This window comes from Flavobacterium sp. 21.1 (assembly GCF_057801535.1).
Genome location: NZ_JBYNXA010000002.1, coordinates 513,947 through 533,514, shown reverse-complemented (window position 1 = coordinate 533,514; position 19,568 = coordinate 513,947). Strand labels below are relative to the sequence as shown.

Annotated in this window: 13 protein-coding genes; 1 reads left to right on the top strand and 12 read right to left on the bottom strand. The window is 37.7% G+C overall.

The features are described 5' to 3' along the window. Positions 1–55: 55 nt before the first annotated feature. The 8 genes from AC3E9U_RS05695 to AC3E9U_RS05660 form a co-directional block, all read right to left on the bottom strand. Positions 56–601: a TlpA family protein disulfide reductase gene (locus AC3E9U_RS05695; RefSeq protein ID WP_488745936.1), complete on the bottom strand. Its 546-nt coding sequence runs from the start codon at positions 599–601 to the stop codon at positions 56–58. A gap of 260 nt (positions 602–861) precedes the next feature. Then, positions 862–1,614 (bottom strand): zinc-ribbon domain-containing protein, encoded by a 753-nt coding sequence (locus AC3E9U_RS05690; RefSeq protein WP_488745935.1) that lies wholly within the window; start codon positions 1,612–1,614, stop codon positions 862–864. An 80-nt stretch (positions 1,615–1,694) separates the two neighbouring features. Beyond that, positions 1,695–3,002 carry a hypothetical protein gene (locus AC3E9U_RS05685; protein ID WP_488745934.1) on the bottom strand — a complete coding sequence of 436 codons (1,308 nt, stop codon included), beginning with the start codon at positions 3,000–3,002 and terminating at the stop codon, positions 1,695–1,697. A 186-nt stretch (positions 3,003–3,188) separates the two neighbouring features. Beyond that, positions 3,189–4,604, bottom strand: coding sequence for a hypothetical protein (locus AC3E9U_RS05680; protein WP_488745933.1), 1,416 nt, complete (start codon positions 4,602–4,604; stop codon positions 3,189–3,191). 74 nt (positions 4,605–4,678) lie between these two features. Next, complete coding sequence (locus AC3E9U_RS05675) at positions 4,679–5,794, bottom strand: hypothetical protein (RefSeq protein WP_488745932.1); 1,116 nt, start codon at positions 5,792–5,794, stop codon at positions 4,679–4,681. Between the two features lie 248 nt (positions 5,795–6,042). Then, the gene (locus AC3E9U_RS05670; RefSeq protein ID WP_488745931.1) at positions 6,043–8,307 is read right to left on the bottom strand and encodes an aconitate hydratase; all 2,265 of its coding nucleotides are present in this window, start codon (positions 8,305–8,307) and stop codon (positions 6,043–6,045) included. A 131-nt stretch (positions 8,308–8,438) separates the two neighbouring features. Next, positions 8,439–11,210, bottom strand: a complete 2,772-nt coding sequence (locus AC3E9U_RS05665; protein ID WP_488745930.1) for a bifunctional aconitate hydratase 2/2-methylisocitrate dehydratase — start codon at positions 11,208–11,210, stop codon at positions 8,439–8,441. A gap of 243 nt (positions 11,211–11,453) precedes the next feature. After that, the gene (locus tag AC3E9U_RS05660) at positions 11,454–12,575 is read right to left on the bottom strand and encodes an acyltransferase family protein (protein ID WP_488745929.1); all 1,122 of its coding nucleotides are present in this window, start codon (positions 12,573–12,575) and stop codon (positions 11,454–11,456) included. Positions 12,576–12,606: 31 nt separating this feature from the next. Here AC3E9U_RS05660 and AC3E9U_RS05655 point away from each other — a divergent pair, with 31 nt between their 5' ends. Beyond that, positions 12,607–13,764 carry a hypothetical protein gene (locus tag AC3E9U_RS05655; protein ID WP_488745928.1) on the top strand — a complete coding sequence of 386 codons (1,158 nt, stop codon included), beginning with the start codon at positions 12,607–12,609 and terminating at the stop codon, positions 13,762–13,764. Positions 13,765–13,820: 56 nt separating this feature from the next. On the opposite strand, the gene AC3E9U_RS05650 is transcribed toward AC3E9U_RS05655, so the two are convergent. The 4 genes from AC3E9U_RS05650 to AC3E9U_RS05635 all read right to left on the bottom strand — a co-directional run bounded on the left by AC3E9U_RS05650 (position 13,821) and on the right by AC3E9U_RS05635 (position 19,559). Further along, entirely contained in the window at positions 13,821–15,122 is a 1,302-nt protein-coding gene (locus AC3E9U_RS05650; RefSeq protein WP_488745927.1) for a YCF48-related protein, read from the bottom strand. Between the two features lie 18 nt (positions 15,123–15,140). After that, entirely contained in the window at positions 15,141–16,094 is a 954-nt protein-coding gene (locus AC3E9U_RS05645; protein WP_488745926.1) for an AAA family ATPase, read from the bottom strand. 83 nt (positions 16,095–16,177) lie between these two features. Continuing rightward, the gene (locus tag AC3E9U_RS05640) at positions 16,178–17,542 is read right to left on the bottom strand and encodes a peptidylprolyl isomerase (protein ID WP_488745925.1); all 1,365 of its coding nucleotides are present in this window, start codon (positions 17,540–17,542) and stop codon (positions 16,178–16,180) included. A gap of 46 nt (positions 17,543–17,588) precedes the next feature. Beyond that, entirely contained in the window at positions 17,589–19,559 is a 1,971-nt protein-coding gene (locus AC3E9U_RS05635; RefSeq protein ID WP_488745924.1) for a peptidylprolyl isomerase, read from the bottom strand. Between the last annotated feature and the right edge of the window lie 9 nt (positions 19,560–19,568).

Below are 19,568 nucleotides of genomic sequence, written 5' to 3'. Positions count from 1 at the left end.
GGTTTTTCTGGGGCAAAAAACAAACTTTAAAAACAACGGAATTTTTACTTATTTATTATTTCTTAATTATGCCGTCCAAAGTTTTTCTGAAATTATCGGAATTCCAATTGGCAGCACCGGTATGATTCACTACAATTCTTCCGGTTTTGGTGACCATGTAAGTTTTTGGTGTTTTATCAAGAACAATCGATTTTAAAGGTGTGCTTCCCGAATAATAAACCGGAAAAACATACCCATTCTCTTTCAAAAAAGTATTAACATCACCTTGAGCATCTTTTGTTACAAAAATAAAAAACACATCATTTTTATAATCGTCATACAACTTTGCCCAGGTTTTCAGTTCTTCTACTGATTCCGGATTAGTTGTTGACCAATAGTTTACAATCACATTTCTGTCCATGTATTCAATAAAGGAAAGCGATTTTCCGGTTGGGCCGATTAGTTTCCAGTCGTAGGAATACAAAGGCAACTGTTTTTCAAAAGCTATAGTTGTCGGTTCAGGCAAATCCGAACCAAAAAAAGCATCCTGAATTTTATCACAACTCAGAAATCCGACTATACCAATTAAAGCAACAATACCGATTATAACTATTTTTCTCATTTACTTTGGGTTTAGGATGTAAATATAGAAATACCACAGCTACCAACAAAAAAACGCTCCTTGTGAGAGCGTTTTTTAATATAATTTTAATAGTATTAAGCTTTACCGGCTGAATCAGATTCTAAGAAACAGCAACGATCTCATTAGCTTTGCAGACATACTTTTTAAAGCAACTTTATTTTGTTTTGGAATTCAGTCCGTTTTTCTTCTTCGATTTAACTCCATTGTAATCTCACTTCTCGTTTTTGTTGCTTCACATACTATTTTTCAGTGGCTGATTCACCGTAAAATTCAAGCAAAGGTGTATCCAAAGCCAGATTGGAATTTTCAAAAGCTGTTGGTGTTTTAACCAGCATCATATTCAACTTTCCGTGCACTCCGATATAAACCTCTTTTTTACTCAATTCCGGAAACGCAGTTAACAGCCTTTCAATCAACGTTATAAATTTCTCCCTATCCTCCTTTTCGAAATCTTTTAACTCAGGAACTTTCACTAAAACCAGAAGCTTATCCCCTTTTGTTTTGGTCAAATACTGAACATCTTCCATAGGCATATCCGTTTCAAGGAATTCACCAAAACCTTGTTTTAATAAAAAGGCCACCGAGTCCTGTTTCACCTCTGGTGTCAAACTCATTTCATCTATATCAGCCATTAACAATGCCTCTCTTGGATCTTCTTTTTTAACTGCAGCCCCTACAATTCCAACCAATATCAAAATACCGACCAACATAAGCCCTGCCCAATGATAAAACGGTCTTTTTACCAGATGCTTTCTTTCCTCGTATTTACTTTTTAAATCCTGTGGAAACTCCCCTTTTTCGATTGTTTTTTTGCAATGAGTGCATTCTGCAAATGCCTTTTTTCCAATTGGAAAAAAAGGAATCCAGAAAACATGCAGGTATTTCCCGATTACTGATATTTCCTGAGACTCTTGGCTACCACAGTGCGAGCACTCATGATTATTAATACCAAAATTTCCAATATTTTTTGATCCTGTTCCGTAAATAATCATCGTTTATTTATTATTGATTTAAAATTTAACAAGTTTTTTCTTTCCAAATATAACAAATTTAATCAAAAAACAAAAACTGTTTAATCCTGATAATGCTCCTGCACCTGGGTAAGAATATCATATACTTCCTTGCTGTTACCTTCCAAATCTCTTCTTACCCAAAAACTGTACGCCCAGACAATATCGTCCTCCCCTAACCCCGTGCTTTCCGAATTAATCCTTTCAATGAATGCTTTACTTTCCCCGGACACAAAAGGTTCCACTGCACTATAATATTCATAGGTTGATGTGATATTCATCGAAGCCATGGAATCGTAAATATTTTTTAAAATGGTTTTATAATTAATTTTAGTATAAATATCATCATGACTGCGAAGTAAGATTTCCAACTGATAATCCAACTCCGACTCATCATACATCTCTTTGGTTAAAAAATGATACAGCAAACAATTATAACTTTCGAATGCTGTCTTTAATTTTTTAGGATTTGTGCCAATTGCGTCCCGTACTTTCATGAATTTCATAAAGAACTTATCCTCATCAGGAGATTGAACATCCCAACTCGACTGCGCTTCTTTAGGAGATTCGGCAGAAATAATTCTCCTTGCATTCAGTCGGGTTAACCCCCCACAATCACTATGCAATTTATCCCTAAAATACTTCATCCGACCTTTCTCATCCAGATTTGAAATTTCCGAAAAATCAAACTCAAAATCCAAACCTTCCTTGACCATATAGGTAATAGCGTCAAATACATTATTGTCATCTTCAGAGGGATTATCCCACAGGTAAGCCAATGAAAAAGTTATTTCCCTGTCGCTGTAATCATCTATTGATTCTTCTTCCGGTTCTTCTTCCGATATTTCACCTTCGTATTCTTGAGGCTCTGCATATTCTACCCAACTCCGATCTGTATCATAGGAAATGTATTCATTTTGATAATTTGAAACCACGAAAAAAGGGATCGTAAAAAGCAGACCACTGATTATCAGTATAAGAAATACAACCAGTCGGTTCGTTTTCCACAGCAAAGTCACATTAACCAAAAGAGCTCCAAGCATAAAGCTCAAAATCAAAACTCCGAAAACAATACCGAACAAGACTATTAAAAAGGAATTGACTTCATTCGGTACGACAGATCCCTTGGCAGTAAACTTCAAAAAAATCAAAAAAATCAGCAAGCAAAAAGACAACGCTGCATTAGCATAAAAAGACAAATGCCAGAAGTTACGATTTTGCTTTTCTGTTCTGATTTCGCCTGAATCCCTAATTTCATTTACTTTTTTAGATCTGATAATAAATGATAAAAAGTAAGCAAGTAAAAAACTGAACAAAAACAGCACAAATACCGCACTAACAGCTACATAAAACTCATTTGGATGTAACATATCAATTTTCAGTCCATGATTATCATTCCAAAGTACGCTAAATCGAAAAACAATCAGCAAAAAAATACCAGAATCACTTCCGTAATTATCGAGAACTTATACCTACTCGCATTCATTTATTAAAAATCATATTAGTGTTAAATACAAAAAAAATGAACTACTTACCGAAAACAGCCAAATGCGTTACTATTCAGCATAATGCTCTTTTATTTGTTTAAGGACATTCAGTACTTCATGGCGATTCCCTTCGTGATCTCTGCGGGCCCAAAAACTATACACCCACACAATATCATTTTGTGTTGTCTCAAATTGATTCTCCGTTTTGATATAGTCCAGATAATCTTTGATCTCACTCGAAATGTATTTTGAAACAAAGCCATAGTTAACATCTATATAATCCATCTTCTTTTTGGGAACTGTCATTTCCTGATATATATTTTTAAAACCCTGATCTGAATTCTCAGCCTTTTCAATATCCACATGACTTTGAATCATGATATTTACTATTTTTTCCAAATCGGAATCCACATATATTTTTTTGTCCAGCAAGGCGTACAACATATAATTATACGATTCAAACGCAGCGGCAATTTTTTCAGGATTACGACTTACCTCGTCTACTATTTCCATGAACCTAATGCCATTTATATCATCTTCAGAGGCATCACTTTCGTCTGTATCTTCAAGATCACTCGGGATATCTGCATCAGTCATATAAGAAAATCGTATTCTGAGGTTAGTTAAACTATTTTCTTCTGTTTTCTCAAATTTTTTCGATAGATAATTCTTCAATTTTGAAGTTTCATTTACATCAATCACATCTAATATGTCCGAATTAAAATTTAAGACATCACATAAAAACAATTCCATCGCGCCTAATACATTGGTTTCGTCATTTTCAGGATCGTCCCAAATGCTCTTAAACGAAAATGATCCGTCATCCCCTTCTTCATCATAAGCCTCGTCGTAATCCGATTCATCCGTTCCTTCTGCCACACTGTTTATTTCATCATTCCTTGTATGATTAAAACAAATAGCCTCACAGCGATTTTTATAATTTGTAACCAAATAAAAAGGGCAAATAAAAAAAAGAACGCCAATAATTAAGGCAATTGCCGAAGATCCTTTATTGGTCTTTGAAAACGTAAAAGCCCCTAAAAAAAGAGCTCCGACCAACAAACTAAGTACTATTGTTCCTAAAGCAAATCCAAAGAAAACGGTCAAAAATTCATTTATCTCATAAATCACCAAAGGCCTAGTTGCACTGAATTTTGCAAAAAGCGAATACAACAGCAAACAAAAAGTAAAACTCAAATTGGCGTAAAACGTAAATTTCCAAAAATTAAGACTGCGCATAGTTTTTTCCGCATCTTCCGATGTGACGTTTGCGTCTTTTGCTTTCAGAAATGAGGTAACAAGAAATGCCAGAAAACAACTGATTAGCAATAGTCCGAAAAGTGATCCCAATGCCACATAAAACTCATTCGGATGCAGATAGCTAATTTTCAACTTATTGCCTTTCACTGAAGTAAAAAAAGAGGCAATTGATAAAACAATTACTAAAATCAATTCTATAATTATCGAAAATTTAAACAATTTCATTTTTGAAAAATTCATGTACTTGGTATTTTTTAAAACAAATAAATTTCAGTCACTATTATGGCGTTACTAATTCATCACAACGCCTTTTTACGGGTTGTAATTTCCCAATTTTCATTTTGATTGGGGTTATTCTGTCGTTCAATGGTTAAGTTTATTGACAGACGTCTTTCCTTTTTATCATAGTCATCGGTTCTTACAAAAAGACGAAAGACAAGATTTTCATCTGTTACAATCTTCCTGTCCGATATGCTATTTTCCTTATAATATTCAATTACAGGAGAAATATCATTTTGAAACTGAGTATTCGCCGACAAAAATTCCAATACTGACACCGAAACCTCTTTTATGAAAACCTCATCGCGAATTTGATTTTCGGTTGCCGGAACCACGATGTCAAATTCAAATTTCGGATTATCACAACCAGAGAGCCCGGCATGAATAATGGTATCATTTGATTGATAGGTTTCCTCAATGTTTTCAGTATAATTGTGCCAATCAATACTTCTGGCTCTTTTGGTGACGTTTGCTATCGGATTAAAAATCACTTTATTTTCCAACTCGGCTAATTTGCATTTCGACAGATAAGAAGCTTCATAAAGATTTCCATCTCTGTATAAAAAAACAAGATTTACAGCTTCTTCATCATTTGACATATAGGTCCTGAAATTCTTAGCTGCCGTAAGTTTAAGTTTTTTGGCTTTGTATCTCGGATTATCTAAAATGTTATACGAAAACGGAGCATACGTTAAAACCGAATGTTGTTCCGCAATACTATTCCCCTCTTTCATGATGACGAAAATGAAATTTGCATTACTATTGACATTTCCGCCCAACATTCCTTCCGAAGTGCGATCCACGATATAATCCATAATGCCATCACCATTAAAATCATCAGACCCTATAATCGAAAAATACACAGTATGGCTGTCGCCTTCAACATAAAAATGAACGGAATAAGGATATTCATTGAGATTGATTGTAGGCTCGCCTTCCGTAGTTTCTGCAATCTCCACGTTGATTAGTTTTTTCAGCAGTTCGGTTTCCTGTTTTAAAATCGGAATTGCTTTAACCGGTTCCACTTTAGCGGGAGCTTGTTTCCCCTTGACAGCCGTTTCTTTTTCCAACTGCTCATTTTTATTAAAACAGGCTACGGTTACCAAGACCAGTAAAATATACATTACTTGTTTCATTCAATTTTTACAAAGGTTATGATTTGCACCTCTATTTTCACTTTATTCAGATTTTAACAACGCTATGGAACATACAGAACTTCAATTTTCTTACAAAATTAAAATCGCCAAATTATACATAAAAAAGCTACAAAAAAATTATTTTTAAAGAATTTTGTTATAATATTTCAACAAAAAAACTCCCGGCTTTAACCGGGAGTTTTATTTTAAATACTCCATCAAAACGAAGTATGCCTATTTAATACAAATTAAGCTTTACCGGCAGCAATCAGGTTCAAAGCAGACCCGGCAACGAACCAGCCAATCTGACCTTCATTGTATGTGTGATTAGCCATAATAATATCTTTGGAACCATCAGCATGAACAAACTCTAATGTCAATGGTTTTCCCGGAGCAAACTCTGTCAAGTCCAAGAAGTTGATAGTATCATCCTCCTGGATTTTATCGTAATCTGCTTCATTAGCGAAGGTTAACCCCAACATTCCTTGTTTTTTAAGGTTGGTTTCGTGGATACGGGCAAATGATTTTACCAATACCGCTTTTACCCCTAAGTGACGAGGCTCCATAGCAGCGTGTTCACGGGAAGAACCTTCCCCGTAGTTATGGTCACCCACCACGATAGACGGGATTCCGGCTGCTTTATATGCTCTTTGAACGGCAGGAACTTCTGCATATTGTTTCGTCAATTGGTTTTTAACCGAATTTGTTCTTCCGTTGAAAGCATTTTCCGCTCCGATCAACATATTGTTTGAAATATTATCCAGGTGACCACGGAAACGCAACCAAGGACCCGCCATAGAAATGTGGTCTGTGGTACATTTTCCGAAAGCTTTGATTAACAGCTTAGCTCCGGTGATATTTTTTCCATCCCAAGGTTGGAAAGGATCTAATAATTGCAAACGATCGGAATTGGGTGAAACTACTACCTGAACGGAAGAACCGTCTTCAGCAGGTGCCTGAAATCCGGCATCTTCAACATCGAAACCTCTTTTTGGCAATTCATCACCTGTAGGAGCAATCAGTTTCACTTCTTCCCCTTTATCATTAATCAATGAATCTGTAATCGGATTAAAATCCAAACGCCCTGAAATCGCTAAAGCAGCCACCATTTCAGGTGACGTTACAAAAGCGTGTGTATTTGGATTACCGTCTGCTCTTTTAGAGAAGTTTCGGTTGAAGGAATGAACGATCGTGTTTTTTTCCTGTTTGTCGGCACCTTCTCTGTCCCATTGTCCGATACAGGGTCCACAAGCATTGGTAAAAACCTTTGTTCCCAATTTTTCAAAAGTGGCAATGATACCGTCTCTTTCTATGGTATAACGGATTTGCTCTGAACCCGGGTTGATACCGAATTCCGCTTTTGGAGTGATTCCGTGAGCAACTGCCTGTTCCACGATAGAAGCTGCCCTTGACATATCTTCATAGGAAGAGTTTGTACAGGAACCGATTAATCCCCACTCTATCTTTATTGGCCACCCGTTCGCGGCAGCCTCAGCTTTCATTTGAGAAACCGGAGTACCTCTGTCTGGCGTGAATGGTCCGTTGATATGTGGTTCTAATTCTGATAAATTGATTTCGATTAATTGGTCGAAATATCGTGCAGGATCAGCGTATACTTCAGCATCAGCCGTTAAGTAAGCAGCCACTTTATCAGCGGCATCTACTACGTCCTGACGACCTGTAGCTGCCAAATATCGTCTCATGGAATCATCATAACCGAAAGTTGAAGTCGTAGCTCCGATCTCAGCCCCCATGTTACAGATGGTTCCTTTTCCGGTACACGACATCGACTCAGCGCCTTCACCGAAATATTCTACGATAGCGCCTGTTCCACCTTTAACCGTTAAGATATCGGCTACTTTTAGGATTACGTCTTTTGGAGCGGTCCAACCGCTTAATTTACCGGTCAATTTCACTCCGATCAATTTCGGGAATTTTAACTCCCAGAACATTCCGGACATTACATCTACCGCATCAGCACCACCAACACCGATAGCCAACATTCCTAAACCACCTGCATTTACGGTGTGTGAATCGGTACCGATCATCATACCGCCGGGGAACGCATAGTTTTCCAAAACGATCTGATGGATAATCCCTGACCCTGGCTTCCAGAATCCGATACCATATTTGTTTGACACAGATGAAAGGAAATCAAATACCTCTTTTGATTGTGTATTTGCCACAGCCAAATCTGTTTTCGCACCTACTTTAGCCTGGATCAGGTGATCACAGTGTACTGTTGTAGGAACAGCCGCCTTACTTTTTCCGGCGTGCATGAACTGCAACAAAGCCATCTGGGCAGTTGCATCCTGACACGCTACTCTGTCCGGCGCGAAATCAACATAATCTTTCCCCCTTGTGAACGATTGAGAAGGCATTCCTTCCCAAAGGTGAGAATATAAAATCTTTTCCGACAAGGTAAGCGGACGCCCAACCAACGCACGTGCTTTATCCACACGAGCAGCCATAGTCGCGTACACTTTTTCAATCATTTCTATATCAAAAGCCATAATGAATAAGTTATATTATTATTACTACATTTTTTAACATTACAATTTACGAAAAAAATAGATTGGCTATAATAAAAAAAAGCCTAAGTTTTGACTTAGGCTTTTCAAATATGATTAATTAATCGTTGCTTTTATTTGACCAACAATTTATGAGAAGGTGCGAACTTAGTCAGATTAATACCTTCCACTGCCGCAGTATACTCTTCGATTGTTGGAGTTCTACCTAAGATTGTAGACAATACCACGACCGGTGTAGAAGAAAGTAATGATTCACCTTTTTTCTCAGTAGAATCTTCCACAACTCTTCCTTGGAAAAGACGCGTAGAAGTCGCCATTACCGTATCTCCTTTAGCTGCTTTTTCCTGGTTACCCATACAAAGGTTACATCCGGGACGCTCTAAATACAACATGTTTTCGTATTCCGTACGCGCTGCAGCTTTCGGTGCATTATCATCGAATTCAAAACCTGAATATCTTTGTAACACTTCCCAGTCACCTTCCGCTTTTAATTCATCAACGATATTATATGTCGGAGGCGCTACTACAAGCGGAGCATTAAATTCTACTTTACCCTTTTGCGCTTCCACATTTTTAAGCATTTGCGCTAAGATTTTCATATCGCCTTTGTGAACCATACAAGAACCGATAAATCCAAGATCCACTTTTTTAGTTCCTCCGTAGAAAGAAAGTGGTCGGATCGTATCGTGTGTGTATCGTTTAGAAACATCTGCATTGTTTACATCCGGGTCAGCGATCATTGGTTCAGCGATCTGATCTAAATCAACCACAACCTCAGCATAATATTTAGCATTTGCATCCGGAGTTAAAGCCGGTTTTTCACCCGATTTAATCTCAGCAATTCTCTTATCTGCTTTATCGATCAATCCTTTCAACACTTGCTTAGCGTTATCCATACCTTTGTCGATCATGATCTGGATTCTTCCTTTTGCAATCTCTAATGATTCGATCAGAGTAGCATCTTCAGAAATACAGATAGATGCTTTTGCTTTCATTTCAGCAGTCCAGTCTGTAAATGTGAAGGCCTGGTCAGCAGTAAGCGTTCCGATGTGTACCTCGATAATTCTACCTTGGAATACATTCTCACCGGCAAACTGTTTAAGCATTTGTGACTGAGTAGCATGAACCACATCACGGAAATCCATATAACCTTTCATCTCTCCTTTGAAAGTCACTTTTACTGACTCCGGAATTGGCATTGAAGCTTCTCCGGTAGCAAGAGCAAGAGCAACTGTTCCTGAATCTGCACCAAAAGCAACACCTTTGGACATTCTCGTATGCGAGTCACCACCAATAATGATAGCCCACTCATCAATGGTAATATCGTTAAGTACTTTGTGGATTACGTCGGTCATTGAATGATAAACACCTTTCGGGTCACGAGCTGTGATCAAACCGAAGTCGTTCATGAATTTCATCAATTTAGGAATGTTCGTTTGCGCTTTTTTATCCCAAACAGAAGCCGTGTGACATCCTGATTGGTAAGCACCATCAACGATTGGCGAAATTGTGGTCGCTGCCATTGACTCTAATTCCTGAGCAGTCATTAATCCAGTAGTATCCTGAGAACCCACGATATTAACTTCTACACGAACATCTGAACCTGCATGCAACACTTTCCCCGGAGTTGTACCAACAGCGTTTCTGTTGAAGATTTTCTCAACCGCTGTTAATCCTTGTCCTTCATTAGAGATTTCTTTTGATGGAGCAAACACCACAGGAGCTTCAATTCCTAAAGTTTTCGCAGCGAAAGTCTGGATTTTTTTACCGAATACGATTGCATAAGATCCACCCGCTTTGATGAATTCCATTTTTTGCGGAGTAAATGCTTTCGCGATATCGATTAGCTCCTGACTTCCGTTATATAATTTTTTTGTCTTTGTATTGATTGTAAGAACCGTTCCTGTTGCAACAGAATATGCTTCTTCTAAAATCGGCTCACCGTTTTCATTACGAACCGGATTACCATTTTCATCTGATTTTTTAACCCAGTTTTTAAGGTCTAAACCAATACCACCTGTTACATCTACCGTAGTTAAGAAAATTGGTGAAATGCCGTTTGTTCCTCCAACAATCGGAGCGATATTAACGAATGGAACATACGGACTAGCTTGTTTACCTGTCCAAAGCGCTACGTTGTTTACGCCCGACATACGCGATGAACCTACACCCATAGTACCTTTTTCTGCAATTAACATCACAGATTTGTCCGGGTGCTGTGCCTGCAAAGCTTTGATTTCTTCCTGAGCTTCAGGCGTAATCATGCATTTACCATGCAATTCACGGTCGGAACGGGAGTGTGCCTGATTTCCTGGCGAAAGTAAATCGGTTGAGATATCCCCTTCTCCGGCGATAAAAGTAACTACCTTAACTTCTTCAGCTACTTCCGGAAGTTTCGTGAAGAATTCTGCTTTCGCATAACTCTCTAATATATCTTTTGCTACAGCATTACCTTTTTCGAACGCCACTTTTAAACGATCCATATCAGCATCGTATAAGAATACCTGCGTTTTTAAAACCTCAGCAGCTTGTTTAGCGATCGCCTCATCATTCCCTAAAGCCAAATCCAACAATACTTCGATTGAAGGACCACCTTTCATGTGTGACAACAATTCGAAAGCAAAAGCAGGAGTGATTTCATTCACCACTGATTCACCCAAAATAATTTCTTTTAAGAATTTAGCTTTAACACCGGCAGCAGGAGTTGTACCCGGCAATGTATTATAAATGAAGAATTTTAGAGAATCTTCGCGATTTGCATTAGCCGCATCTTTGATTTGCGCAATAATCTCGCTCAATAATTCAGCACCGTCAATTGGCTTTGGATGAAGTCCTTGCGTTTTACGCTCTTGGATTTCGTTGATGTAATCGTTATAAATATTCATTTCGATTTTATTTGAATCAGTTATGTTTTATTTTTTAAAGTCGGACAAATTTAATTAATCTCCACTGAATTAAAAAATATTTAGCATTTCATTAATTTCGAAAGAATATTATTTATAAACATTCTATTTTGATGCAGATAACATAACAAAATCATCGAAAAACCTATTTTTTTTATGAATTCCCAATTTTAGCATCATATTTTGCTAAATCGCAAAAAAACAGGTCATTATTTTAACAAATTATCAGGCATAAAACCTGTCCCTGAGATCCATAATGGGTTTTTCATAGTAGTTATAAAGCAAAAAACTAAGAAAAAAAACTATTCCCAAATAACATCCTACGACACCAAAAAGTTCTAATAAGGAGAAATTCCGCACATTTAAAAAAGACTTCATAAGAATCGCTATGATACTGTAGTGAAGTAAATAAACACTATAAGACACTTTGCTGACAAATTGGATTGGTTTCGCCAGAACGCTTCCTGAAAATTCCCAATTAATAAAGAAAGGCATTCCTAAAGCAATGGTGCCGGAAGAAAATGTAAAATACAATACATTAAAATAAAAGGGCTTCGATAAGATATCAACACCTAAAACATTCAGCACCACAAATTGAAGAAAGAACAGATGTAAGGCAATGATCAGCAAATAAACCGAATACTTTCTGATTAATTCTTTGTAGTAATAATGCCCCCATGCCACTAAAAAACCAACTAAAATCGAATCAATTCTAAAAATAACCAGCGATTTTACAGCCAGATTCCAGGATTGCATATCCGAAAGTTTATTATTTACGTAAAAATTGTACCGCAACAAATGAAAAAGGAGTATCAGAAGCAATGAGATCACTAAAAATCCGATCTTCTTATTTTTTACAAAAACCCTGTACCCTAAAAACAAGGCTAGCGGAGCAATAACATACGCCCATTCTTCAACAGACAAACTCCACGATTCTGTAAAGATCACCATGTCATACCTTGAAAAGTTTTGGATAAAAACAAAATACTTCCAGCTTCCGCTTATGTCATAGGAGAAAAAAGCACCAATGGCGATATTTACGATCAGTACTAAATAATAAGCCGGCAAAGTCCTAAACCACCTTCGCTTTAAAAAAACAAATAAATTTCGTTTTGAAAAATCGTCCGCCAAAAACATTTTCAGTAAAATGGTACCGATAAGAAAACCACTTAAAACAAAAAAAAGTTCTACCCCCGCAAAACCGAAAAGCCCGCTCAGAGAAATCAAAAGAGGATTAACCGTTTCTGTAAGATAATAAACATGAGAAAACAATACAAGTAAAATAGCGAGTGCCCTCACCACGTCTAAACCAAAGATTCTCTTATTATTATGTTTTTCTAAACTCATTTCTCTTATTTTTGCCGATATTCTTTTAAACATGTTCAAACGCTCAAAGATATATAAATATTTAGCCTTTACTTTTATCCTTTCAAGTCTTTTTGGAGTGGCGATCTATACCCAACTCAGTAATCGACACAAGGCTATCATAAAGACGTTTCTATTTCACAAGACCGGATTAGCAGACAACAATTGGCACATCAACAACAGCCAAAAAGAATATAAAATGGTTTCGCCGACTTTTATCATTGATGGTATTTACAAGTCGATGGAAGGACCGAAAGCATCACGTTACATACAGCTAAACCAATCCGACAGCATAGTGTGGATTACCGGTTTTGATGTGAAAGCCATTGATGCCGAGACCAGTGAAGTACTCCCGAATGATTATATCTGCCATATGAATGTCGACATTAACGACGCGCAGTATTACAGCCACTGGAAACTCGAAGACCGCATCGGAAAGCAATACCCGCGAATGACCTCATTATCACATGGTCTGGAGCGTTTTGATTTTCCGAAAGGTTATGGTGTCCCGATAGTTGGCACTGATTTTCTATTTGTTACCACACAAACCCTTAACCACAATCAGCCGGATATTTTCAAAAAAGTAAAACATGAGGTTTCCGTAAAATATCAGGCAAACAGCAATGCACAAAAACCGTTGATGAGTAAAACGGTTTACATTCAGTTGCCGTTTGACAAGTATGATCCTTTCAAAGGTCCTTTGGATCCTGGAAGCAATCAGTGTATTCCGGTCGAAACAAAAAACCATACCTACTGTGACAAATCCGGCAACATGCTTTCCGGACATTGGGTTATTCCAACAGGCACAAAGACTTACCGCAGTTCCATTACCGAACAATTACTGATAAAAGACAGTGCCCGTTTGCACTTTTCAGCACCACATGTGCATCCCTTTGCCACATCAATCGGCCTGTTCGATAAAACCGAAAACAAAACTATTTTCACCTGTAAGATTACGAATTACAAAAACAAAATCGGCTTAAAAGAAATCGAAACGTTTAGTTCAGAAAAAGGTGTTTGGCTATATGAAGATCACGAATACGAACTTGTTCTGACCTGCGACAATACGTCAAAAATCGATCAGGACATGATGGGCAGCATGTTTTTATTTTTCTATGATGCCGAGCTGGACAAAAACATTTCAGAAAAGCATTTCAACAATAAAACATAAAAAAGAGCACTGTCAATTCCATACATCACTCTTTAATTTTTATAGGTTTACAGTTACTATTTCTTGATAACCTTTATGGATTGCCTTCCGGTATTGGTATGCAGGTTCACATAGTAAACACCCGAGGCATATGGAAAATCGAATGAATATGTTTTCACCGAAGCTGCCTGAATTGTATCTAATTTTAAACTTTTTATTTTTCTTCCCAAATGATCGTAAAGTTCCACAACCAAGTGATCGATATCCGGGAATTCTATAGTTAAATTTAATTTATCTCCAACCGGGTTCGGCTGTACGCTGGCTTTCAGAGGCACTCTGTCGCTATCCTGAAAACCGGTAGTTCCAAGCGTCTGATCATATTTATAAACGGTAGTTCCAGAAGCGTAAGCCAGATTGTCATTGATGATAAAAATCCGATTGAGGTTCCCTCCTATGTTTGTATTTGTCCATGTAAGTCCGCCGTCAAATGTCTCCTGAAAACCCGTCGTATGGCCACCCATCCACCCGTGATTTGCGGTAAGAAAACCGACTGCCTGAATATCGGTTTCCGGCGCATTTCTGCTAACCCAGGTTTGACCTCCATCAGTAGATCTGATCAGTTTTCCCAAATTAGGAGATATTGCTTCCACCGAACCAAACATAACGCTGGGATCCGATTGCAAAACCTGAAGTTTCCAAACCATTTCTCCAGGTATCGTTCCATTATAAATTGTAGTCCAGCTTGCGCCACCATTGGTAGTTTTTAAAACAACTGCCCCATTTGCATTACTTCCGGAAGCAAAACCAGTATTTTCATCCAAAAAAAGGACTTCCACCAAGGCGTCTGCATAAGCAGCCATATTAATATACTGCCACGTCGCGCCACTATCTGTTGATTTGATTAGAAAAGCAGGAGTAAAATAAGCCCCACAACCATAAACAGTTGATGTACCAACGGTATCCAATCCGCAAATCGCCACAGGATTTGTGGAAAAGTTTGTTACTTCGGTCCAGGTAGTCCCGCCGTTGATTGTTTTGAAAAATTTGTTGTTCAGGGTTCCGACAAAACCGATCTGGTCATTTAGGAATTCAATATTTCTGAAATAGTAATTTCCGCCTAAAGTCCCTTCGCTCATCTGCATGGTCCAGGTAACTCCACCATCTGTTGTTTTGTATACTGCCGCATAAGCTCCGTTGAGCGCCCAGCCAACATTGTCCGATATAAAAAAAACGTCGTCAAAACGCTGATTATTGGGATTGGAAATAGCAGACGCCAGAGGACGCCATTGGGACTGACCGAAAAGTGAGCCAAAATAAAGGAAAAACATCGGCAGCAAAACTTGAAATCTACCTGCTAAAATGCTATTCAATACTTTCATTTGGCCTATGATTTACGCTTAAAACAACTTCTTGATGATCATCTCTTCCGAAATCCCTTCCGCATCGGCTTTATAATTCTTAATGATACGATGACGAAGAATTCCGGTAGCTACTGACTGCACATCTTCAATATCCGGAGAGAATTTACCCTTTAACGCAGCATTGGTTTTTGCGGCTAAAATAAGATTTTGTGAGGCTCTTGGCCCTGCACCCCAATCCAGGTAATTTTTTATGAAGTCGGTTGCCAGAGCATTATCCGGACGTGTTTTGGATACTAATGTCACCGCATATTCGATCACATTGTCTGCCACTGGGATACGTCGAATCAATTGTTGGAAATCAATAATTTCCTGTGCCGTGAACAACGGATTCACTTCTACTGTAAAATCAGTGGTTGTGCTTTTTACGACTTGGACTTCTTCTGCAAATGAAGGATAATCCAGTTTTATGGCAAACATGAATCGGTCTAATTGCGCTTCAGGCAACGGATATGTACCTTCCTGCTCGATCGGGTTTTGAGTCGCCAATACAAAGAAAGGCAAATCCAGCTTATAGTGCTGACCTGCAATGGTAACTGCTTTTTCCTGCATCGCTTCCAATAATGCGGCCTGGGTTTTTGGAGGCGTACGGTTTATCTCATCGGCAAGGATAATATTGGAAAAGATCGGTCCTTTTAGGAATTTAAAATTTCGGCTTTCGTCCAAAATCTCACTTCCTAAAATATCGGACGGCATTAAATCCGGAGTAAACTGAATTCGTTTAAAATCCAATCCCAAAGCCTGTGAAATGGTATTTACCATCAGTGTTTTTGCCAATCCGGGAACACCTACCAAAAGCGCGTGTCCTCCCGAAAAAATACTTAACACAATTTGATTCACTACTTCATCCTGGCCTACGATAATTTTAGAAATTTCGTCCTTAAGGGCTTTTTGTTTCTGAACCAGATTCTGAATTGCTGTTACGTCCGACATATTCTTAAAAGTTATGAGTTGGAGTTATGAATTATGAGTTAAAAACAACAGGGAACTCACAACTTATAACCAATAATTTATACTTATTTTTTTAACCAGTTACTAGTGAACACACAATCTCTGTATTCACCGTTAATTTTGACATAAGTCTCCTTAATCTTTTCTCCGGTCCATTTAGCGATTGCTTTCAGTCGTTTCTCTTTTAAGGCCAATTCTTTGATCTTAAGATAATCGGTCGCAAAATCAGCAGTATGTTCCTCGTATCGGTTGGTTACCGTTATCAGTTTGTATTTCTTATTACCGTTTTGCTCTTGATCTACCAATGGTAAAGAAATCGCATTGTCTTTTAATTCTGAAACTTCAGCATATAACGAAGGATCCATTTTTGTCAACTCAAAACGAGTATCCATAGTCCTCGGGTTCATTAATATACCACCACTATTTCTGGTTTCTTTTTCATCAGAATACTGCTTAGCTGCTTCTGAAAAAGAAATCTGTCCGTCTACAATTCTTTTGCGAATGTTTTCGATCTTAGTTTTTGCTTCTGCCAGAGCCTCATCAGTCACTTTAGGAGAAATCAGGATATGACGGACATCCAATTCCTGCCCACGTACTTTCTCAAGGTAGATGATATGATACCCGAATTCCGTTTCAAAAGGATCCGAAATCTCGCCTTCCTGTAAACTGAAAGCGACATCTTTAAACTCTTTTACGAAATTGGTTTTTTTAGTCAGTTTATAATATCCTCCGGTCGATTTAGACCCCGGATCTTCAGAATACAGAACCGCACGGCTGAAAAAACTTGAACCTTCCTGTACTTCTTTTTTCAATTGTTTCAGTTTATCAATCGCCTTTTGCTTTTCAACCTGCGTAATGACCGGCTTCACAACGATTTGAGCTACTTCCATTTCGGCACCGAAAACCGGTAACTCGTCTTTCTGAATTTTATTAAAGAACAATCTCACCTCTTCCGGCGTAATCTCAACGTCTTCAACTATTTTCGAACGCATTTGAGAAGTAAGCTTATTCATTTTAACAACATCGAAGAAATAGGCTTTAAAATCCTCTAAATTCTTTTTGTTGTAAAACTGAATTACCTTGTCTATTGATCCAACCTGTTCCACCATCTGATCCAATTGGGAGTTCATAAACTCGTTTACTTCCGAGTCACTTACCACTATACTATCCTGAATAGCCTGGTGTGCATATAATTTATCCTCAAGTAAACTACCTAGCATCTCACATCTCGGTATATTCTTTGTGTCAACGCCTTGCGCCTGCAATTCCAAAAATGTCTTGTCGATATCGGAATCCAAAACCACATAATCACCAACAACAGCAACTACGCCATCAATTTTCTTTTTCTGACTTTTTTGTGCATGTATTGAACTGAAAGCACAGATTATAAATCCGAAAATCAGGGCAATTTTATTGTTACTCAACTTCATGTTTCTCTTATTAATTGGTATTTTACTTTTGTTAAATTATATTGGTTTATTTGATCTGCAACTGACTTTTCACTCGGTCAAAAACATCCTGATTTACTTTTACGGTAAATTCTTTTTTCAATTCATCTACCCAGTGCGCTTCAAGATATTGCTGGTAATCGTTGATTACCTTTCCTTTAGTATCTTCCAGTTTTTTAGGACCTTTCTCTATTTTTTTGAATACCTGAGTAATGAAATAATAATTGCCCTCGTGGCTGATATCGGTAAGTCCGACATTAAAGTTCTGGTGCTTAGGTAAGGCATCATTTCCTACCTCGAAAATTCCTGATTTAACCATCACGTCAACAGCTCCGTTTTTATTTAGATTCGATTTGATGAACTCAACCGACTTTTTCTTTTTAAGGAATTGCTCTGTCTTTTTTATCACATCTTCTTTTGTTGATGAAAATACATTTGCTTCCACTCTGTCTTTCCACTGATAATTTGCCTTATTAGCCTCGTAGAAATTCTTTAAACCAAGCGAGTCTGTTTTTGCCTTGTTCCAAATTTCTTTTTCCATAAGATCAAACAACAACAAACCGTCTCTGTACTCATCCATTACATAAGAAAACTCAGGGAATTCTTTTTCCAGATTGTCATTATAGTAGTTTACCAATTGTTCCTCAACAAATTTAGCATACAGCTTATCAACCAATTTTCCGATTGGTTTCGTGCTATTGTTGTTTTTTTGCTGTGCATAAAGATAATTTAAGAAAACCGGAGCGTTAACCGTTCTGTCATTATTGATTGTCAACAACTTATGATTCAGTTCTTTCATGTTTGCCGGAAGTTCCCATTCCTGTTTGTAGTACTTATCAGTTACAAGCGGCATTACTTTCTTATAAAGTTTATCGTCTCTTTTTACAGTATATTTCTTTTTAAGTTTTTCGTTCAGCGAAGCATTGATAAGACGGGAACGGTCATCTTTTCTGATTTTACTGTCAAAATCAACGTCGGTCTCTTCCAATGACTTAACCGGATGTTTTTCGATTAATTTGATGATATGCCATCCGAACTGACTTTGGAAAGGCTCCGAAATATCACCCGGTTTTTTCAACGAAAAGGCAACATTCTCAAATTCTTCCGAACTCAATTCGCCAGAACCGAAACGTTGTAATTGTCCGCCTTTTCCTGAAGACGATTTGTCTTGTGAAAACTGTTGCGCCAGACTTTCAAAAGATTCCCCCTGCTTAAGTTTTTTATAAACATCATCAATGGTAGTTTTTGCTGCTGCCGCTTCCACCGGATTCTGCCCGTTTAATGTCATGATATGCGATACCGTTACCTGCCCGCGGTTTTCACGAACATCATAAACTTTGATCAAATGGTAGCCAAAACGGGTTCTGACAGGCATGGAAATTTCACCTTTAGGAGTTTTGTAGGCCCCAGATTCAAATGAATAAACCATTCTGAATACGGAAAACCATCCCAAATTCCCTTTGTTATCTTTTACCGACGGGTCCTGGGAATTCTGCATTGCCAGTGTTTCAAAATCCTCGCCGTTAATGATTCTCTTGCGAACACTCATCGCCTGATTATAAACTCTTAACGTATCGGCAGGTTCCGCATTTTCATCCAGGGTAAATAAGATATGAGATGCCTTGATTTCTTTCAAAGATCTTTTGTAAGCTTCCTCGATAAGCTCTTTCGTCACTTTTGTATCGGTTACGTAACTTTTGGAAAGTTGTGCTCGGTATGACTTAAGTTCATTCTGATAAGCAGTATTATTCTGAAGACCTAACTTATTCGCTTTTTCAACTTTTAACTTATATCCGATGAAAAGATCCAGATAATGATTCAGATCCTTTTGAGAATCATCCTTCACCAACTCAAGGTTTTTCTTGTAAACTCTTGCGAATTCGTCAGTATAAAATGGTTTATCATCTATGGTAAAAAGAACCTCTTTTTTATTGTCCTGAGCAAAGGAAACTGCATTGGCAGTCATAAAAAGACCTAATAGAATCTGTTTTAATCTCATTTCTTTTTT